Origin of the sequence: Nostoc cf. edaphicum LEGE 07299 (assembly GCF_015207245.1) — a bacterium.
Classification (GTDB): Bacteria; Cyanobacteriota; Cyanobacteriia; order Cyanobacteriales; family Nostocaceae; genus Nostoc; species Nostoc edaphicum_B.
The window spans coordinates 1-4795 of the sequence record NZ_JADEXF010000397.1 but is presented as its reverse complement, the minus strand read 5'-3'; the positions used below and the strand labels follow the sequence as shown (position 1 = coordinate 4795).

The 4795-nt window shown below is 43.8% G+C and carries 2 protein-coding genes and 2 pseudogenes; 2 read left to right on the top strand and 2 right to left on the bottom strand.

Annotated elements, in window-relative coordinates:
* Positions 1-168 (bottom strand): annotated as a pseudogene (locus tag IQ229_RS13415) (N-acetylmuramoyl-L-alanine amidase); the annotation flags it as partial.
* Positions 169-333: 165 nt separating this feature from the next.
* Between IQ229_RS13415 and dnaG the strand changes: the two are divergent.
* Positions 334-2286 carry a DNA primase gene (gene dnaG / locus IQ229_RS13410; RefSeq protein WP_194044406.1) on the top strand — a complete coding sequence of 651 codons (1953 nt, stop codon included), beginning with the start codon at positions 334-336 and terminating at the stop codon, positions 2284-2286.
* Positions 2287-2755: 469 nt separating this feature from the next.
* Here dnaG and IQ229_RS13405 read toward each other — a convergent pair whose 3' ends face one another.
* Entirely contained in the window at positions 2756-3487 is a 732-nt protein-coding gene (locus IQ229_RS13405; protein ID WP_194044404.1) for an MBL fold metallo-hydrolase, read from the bottom strand.
* Between the two features lie 193 nt (positions 3488-3680).
* Here IQ229_RS13405 and IQ229_RS13400 point away from each other — a divergent pair.
* Positions 3681-4795, top strand: a pseudogene (locus tag IQ229_RS13400) (site-2 protease family protein); the annotation flags it as partial.

Genomic DNA, 4795 nt, shown 5'->3' with positions numbered 1-4795 from the left:
ATCAGGAACCGCCAAAATTTCCAAACTCCGCGCCCTTAGTTCTGTGACAATCAAATCTCGCAGCAGAATCATTTCTTTTGCTTCACTTGTACCACCTGCGATCGCACCTCGATCTATTCCTCCCGCTTCTTTGCCTCCATGAGCTGCTGATATAAAAATACGCCCCATTTTCAGTATTTCCTCTGGTAAAATTAAGTCTAAGCAATTGTATATGTCATTCTTGGTCTGGCAACAAGAATATAATAGCTATCAGAAGTCTAAAGTCATTTGTCCTTTGGTATTTCTCCAAAGTTCATGACCAATGACTAATGACTAATGACTAATGACAAAGCCATGCAAATCCCCCGCTTGCACCCAGACACAATTGAGGAAGTTAAACTACGGGCTGATATTGTAGATGTCGTCTCGGAATACGTAGTTTTACGCAAACGAGGAAAGGATTTCGTCGGTTTGTGCCCTTTCCATGATGAGAAATCTCCCAGTTTCACCGTTAGCCAAACCAAGCAAATGTACTATTGCTTTGGCTGTCAAGCCGGGGGAAATGCCATTAAGTTTGTCATGGAGTTGGGAAAGCGTTCTTTTGCTGATGTGGTACTGGATTTAGCACGGCGTTACCAAGTACCTGTGCAAACTCTCGAACCCGAACAACGTCAAGAATTACAGCGTCAGCTATCTTTGCGCGAGCAGTTATATGAAGTTCTCGCTTCCTCTGCACAGTTTTATCAACACGCCTTGAAACAATCTCAAGGGCAAAAAGCACTTCAATATTTGCAATCTAACCGCCAATTCAAAGAAGAAACTATACAGCAATTTGGTTTAGGTTATGCCCCCGCAGGTTGGGAAACTCTTTATCGTTATTTAGTGGATGATAAACATTACCCAGTGCAAATACTGGAAAAAGCGGGATTGATTAAGCCACGCCGGGAAGGTGGTGGGTATTATGATGTATTTCGCGATCGCTTGATGATTCCCATCCGCGATGTCCAAGGACGCGTCATTGCTTTTGGTGGGAGAACTCTCACTGATGAACAACCTAAATATCTGAATTCACCCGAAACCGAACTTTTTAGTAAAGGTAAAACATTATTTGCCCTCGATCAAGCTAAAGATGGGATTTCTCAACTCGATCAAGCGGTGGTGGTAGAGGGATATTTTGATGCGATCGCTCTCCACGCTGCTGGTATTAATAACGCCATCGCCTCACTTGGTACAGCTTTAAGCTTAGAACAAGTCCGGTTAATATTACGCTACACCGAATCGAAACAATTAGTACTCAACTTTGATGCTGATAAAGCCGGAACCAATGCCGCCGAACGGGCGATCGGTGAAATTGCCGAACTGGCATACAAGGGCGAAGTTCAGCTAAAAATTCTCAATTTACCCGATGGCAAAGATGCTGATGAATATTTGCATAGTCACACTCCAGAAGATTATGGAGAACTGCTAAAAAATGCGCCACTTTGGCTAGACTGGCAGATTCAGCAAATTATTCAAGACCGAGACTTAAAACAGGCTACCGATTTTCAGCAAGTAACTCAGCAAATAGTCAAATTACTTAAAAATATAGCTAACAGCGATACACGAAATTATTATGTTTCCTACTGTGCAGAAATACTCAGCTTGGGAGATACCAGACTTATACCCCTAAGCGTCGAAAATCTGTTAACTCAAAGTGCTCCGGCTGCGGCGACATATTCTAAGCCCGTATCAGCGAAGAAAGCATGGGGAGCTAGTAAATCCCGACTCCCCATTAACTCCCCACTCCCGACAGAACGCAGCCTTTTAGAACACGCAGAGGCGCTATTATTGCGAATTTACTTGCATTGTCCCGAACAGCGTCAAATGATTGTTGACGAACTAGAGGAGCGAGATTTGCAATTTAGCCTTTCCCACCACCGATTTTTATGGCAACAGATTTTAGAAATTTCATCCGGTGATGGAGAGACGAAAAACTTTGCGTCTCTACCAAATTTAATTTCCCGCCTCCAAGATCGGTTCTTAGAATTTGACAGCGAAATTGGGTTAATTTCCCATTTATTTCATGTGGATGAAAAAAACCAAAAAGAAATACTGCGGACTCCGCAAGTAGTTCAAGCTGCGATCGCTTGCATGGATTTAGTGATGCTTGAAAAACGCTATCGTCACTTTTTGGAATTATGGCAACAAACCGATCCAGAAGCAGAACCAGAGCGGTATCAATATTATTATCAGGCTTTTTACACTGAAAAAATCAAGCTTCAACAAATAGACCGACAACGGTTATTTTCCATCACCGAGTTGTTGTAGCCTTGCACTCACGCTCAACCTAAATCTTGATTAGTAGGGGTGCAAGGCCTTCATTGGTGTCAACTTAACGTGAAAGCCAGTCTAAACCATAATACAGTTCAGTTAAGCATTTTTTCTCTTCTCTCTGTTTCCTCTGCGCCTCTGCGGTAGCCTTCGGCAAGCCGCTTTGCGTCTACGTTAAAAAAGTTGACTTTGACAAAGAGTTTTAGCCTTAACTGAACCGTATTGGTCTAAAACAAGCTTTTAGATATTGTCTCGTTCCCAGTCTTCAGACTGGGAATGTGTTCCCAGAGGCTCTGCCTCTGGTCAAGCCACTGGAGGCAGAGCCTCCCAGGCTGGGAACCAGTCAGGGCAAGGGCTATATCTTAACTTAGTGCCATTCAGGTATGATTCAAATACATGAAAGCTGCTGTGCTGTAATAATATTGACCAAATTTCATTCTTGCGGTTTTCAACAGCCATGCAACTTCTAAAGGGGTTGTATCCCCAGCAAACCTGGTAAATCCAGAGAGGCGAGGTGTTGATAAGCTCGATCTATGAACCGCTTACCTCTAAGAAAGCCTGTATTAGCTCCAGGACAAATATACTGGAGAGTTTCTGGTGTAAAACGTTCTAACAATAATCGAAGGCTTTGAATTTGCCTTGGCCAATGAAAGGTTTTAGCTGTCCGTAATGGTACTGCTTGACCGTGCTGGTTAGGGAGTAAATGGCGACCAGAAAATAATATACCTCCAAGTTCGCTGTAGTATAGACAAGATGAGCCGGGAGAATGTCCTGGTGTCCAAATCGCTTGTGTAGCTGCATCAAGAGTAAATTCTTGTCTAAAGGTAGTTACGGTTAAGCCTGGTAATAAATACGCTTCTTGCTCTTGAATCAGCACCTCGCAGCCAAAGTCTTGCTGAAATTCAGCAGTCTTGCCAATGGCGCCGCGATGGGTGATAAATAACCAACGCACGCCTCCATGCGATCGCAAAAAATCTTGATTTGTTTTTTCTAGTGCAGGGCAATCTATGAGGATATTGCCTTCATTTCTTACAATAAAGTAAGAGGTTCCCCCTAATGTGTCCCGATTGGGTGGAAAAGCAAAAATGCTCTCTTGTGCGAAGTCCGATTGCAGAGAACCTCCGCTGAGAACTTCGTCCGGGAAGACAGCCCGTGGTGGCTTAGTTGTATGACTTGGCTGTTGAGGTAAAGGGCACATAATCAAAGAACCGAAACTGAGGAGTTGTGGACAATTTGATTACAGTGTGGAAATTCTCAAGAATTGCAACTTGAGCGTTAACCAGCACTGTTAACCGTTGTGAAAAGAATTGGGATTTGAGGTCTGCCTTGTAGTTAATGCTATGGTGCTGAAGCTACTGGTGGGGCGTTTTGTCAAAATTACTGAAGAGAACATGGCATTTTGGTTTCTGTTTATCCTCCTGCTGGGGCTTGCTACTTATCTAATGGTGCAGCGCAGCGTTGCTCGCATCACCCGCACACCAGTATGGTTGTTGTGGCTGGTTTTAATGACACCAGCATTCCTGTTGAGTGGATGGACGCTAATCTACGGGGCGAAACAACCTCCACCGCCAGGGCTGATCCTGTGGTCGGTATTTGTTTGCACAGTTTTGTACTGGGCGTTGTTTCAATGGGGGCGTCAAGTACCAAGAGATACACAGACAGATGAAGCCCAAACCTCAGCCTCAGAATCACAACCGACTATCCAGCCTATCCCAGAACCAATAGTGCGTCCCATTGAACCAACGGAAGAAACCCAACTACGAAATTGTTTTCCTTGGTCTGTATACTACGTTCAAAATATTGAGTATCGACCACAATCTGTGATTTGCCGGGGTCAGTTGCGAACTAAAGCCAGCAACGCTTACCAGCAGATTAAAACTAATATTGAAGCACAATTTGGCGATCGCTTCTTGCTGATTTTTCAAGAAGGCTTCAATGGCAAACCTTTCTTTGTCCTGGTTCCCAACACTCAAGCTGCTAAACAGACAGATACACCACGACGCAATCAGGAACGATTAACTCGGCCAGGATTAGCGCTGATGCTGCTAGTAGCTACTTTGATCACTACTACCTTGGTGGGAGTGGAAAATGCTGGTGTTACTCTGCCGCCTATCTGGCAAATTGGATCTTTATTCAAGCTTCTATCTAACCCAGATGTCCTATTCAAGGGATTGCCTTATGCTTTAGGGCTGATGGCTATTTTGGGCACTCACGAACTTGGGCATTATTTGACAGCTAAATTTTATAAGATTCGCTCGACCTTGCCTTACTTTATTCCCGTGCCTTTCTTTTTGGGAACTTTTGGCGCATTTATTCAGATGCGTAGTCCCATTCCTAACCGCAAAGCTTTATTTGATATTAGTATCGCTGGGCCAATTGCAGGTTTTGTTGTCACCTTGCCATTACTAATATGGGGTTTGGCTCATTCTGATGTGGTTTCCCTGACTGAAAAACCCGACTTTTAAATCCTGATGCTCTCAATCCCAAGTATTCAATTTTACTGGCT

What these genes read in the sequence shown, in the direction of transcription:
- dnaG (WP_194044406.1), top strand. Translation starts at nt 334, where the DNA reads ATGCAAATCCCCCGCTTGCACCCAGACACAATTGAGGAAGTTAAACTA.
- IQ229_RS13405 (WP_194044404.1), bottom strand. Translation starts at nt 3,487, where the DNA reads ATGTGCCCTTTACCTCAACAGCCAAGTCATACAACTAAGCCACCACGG.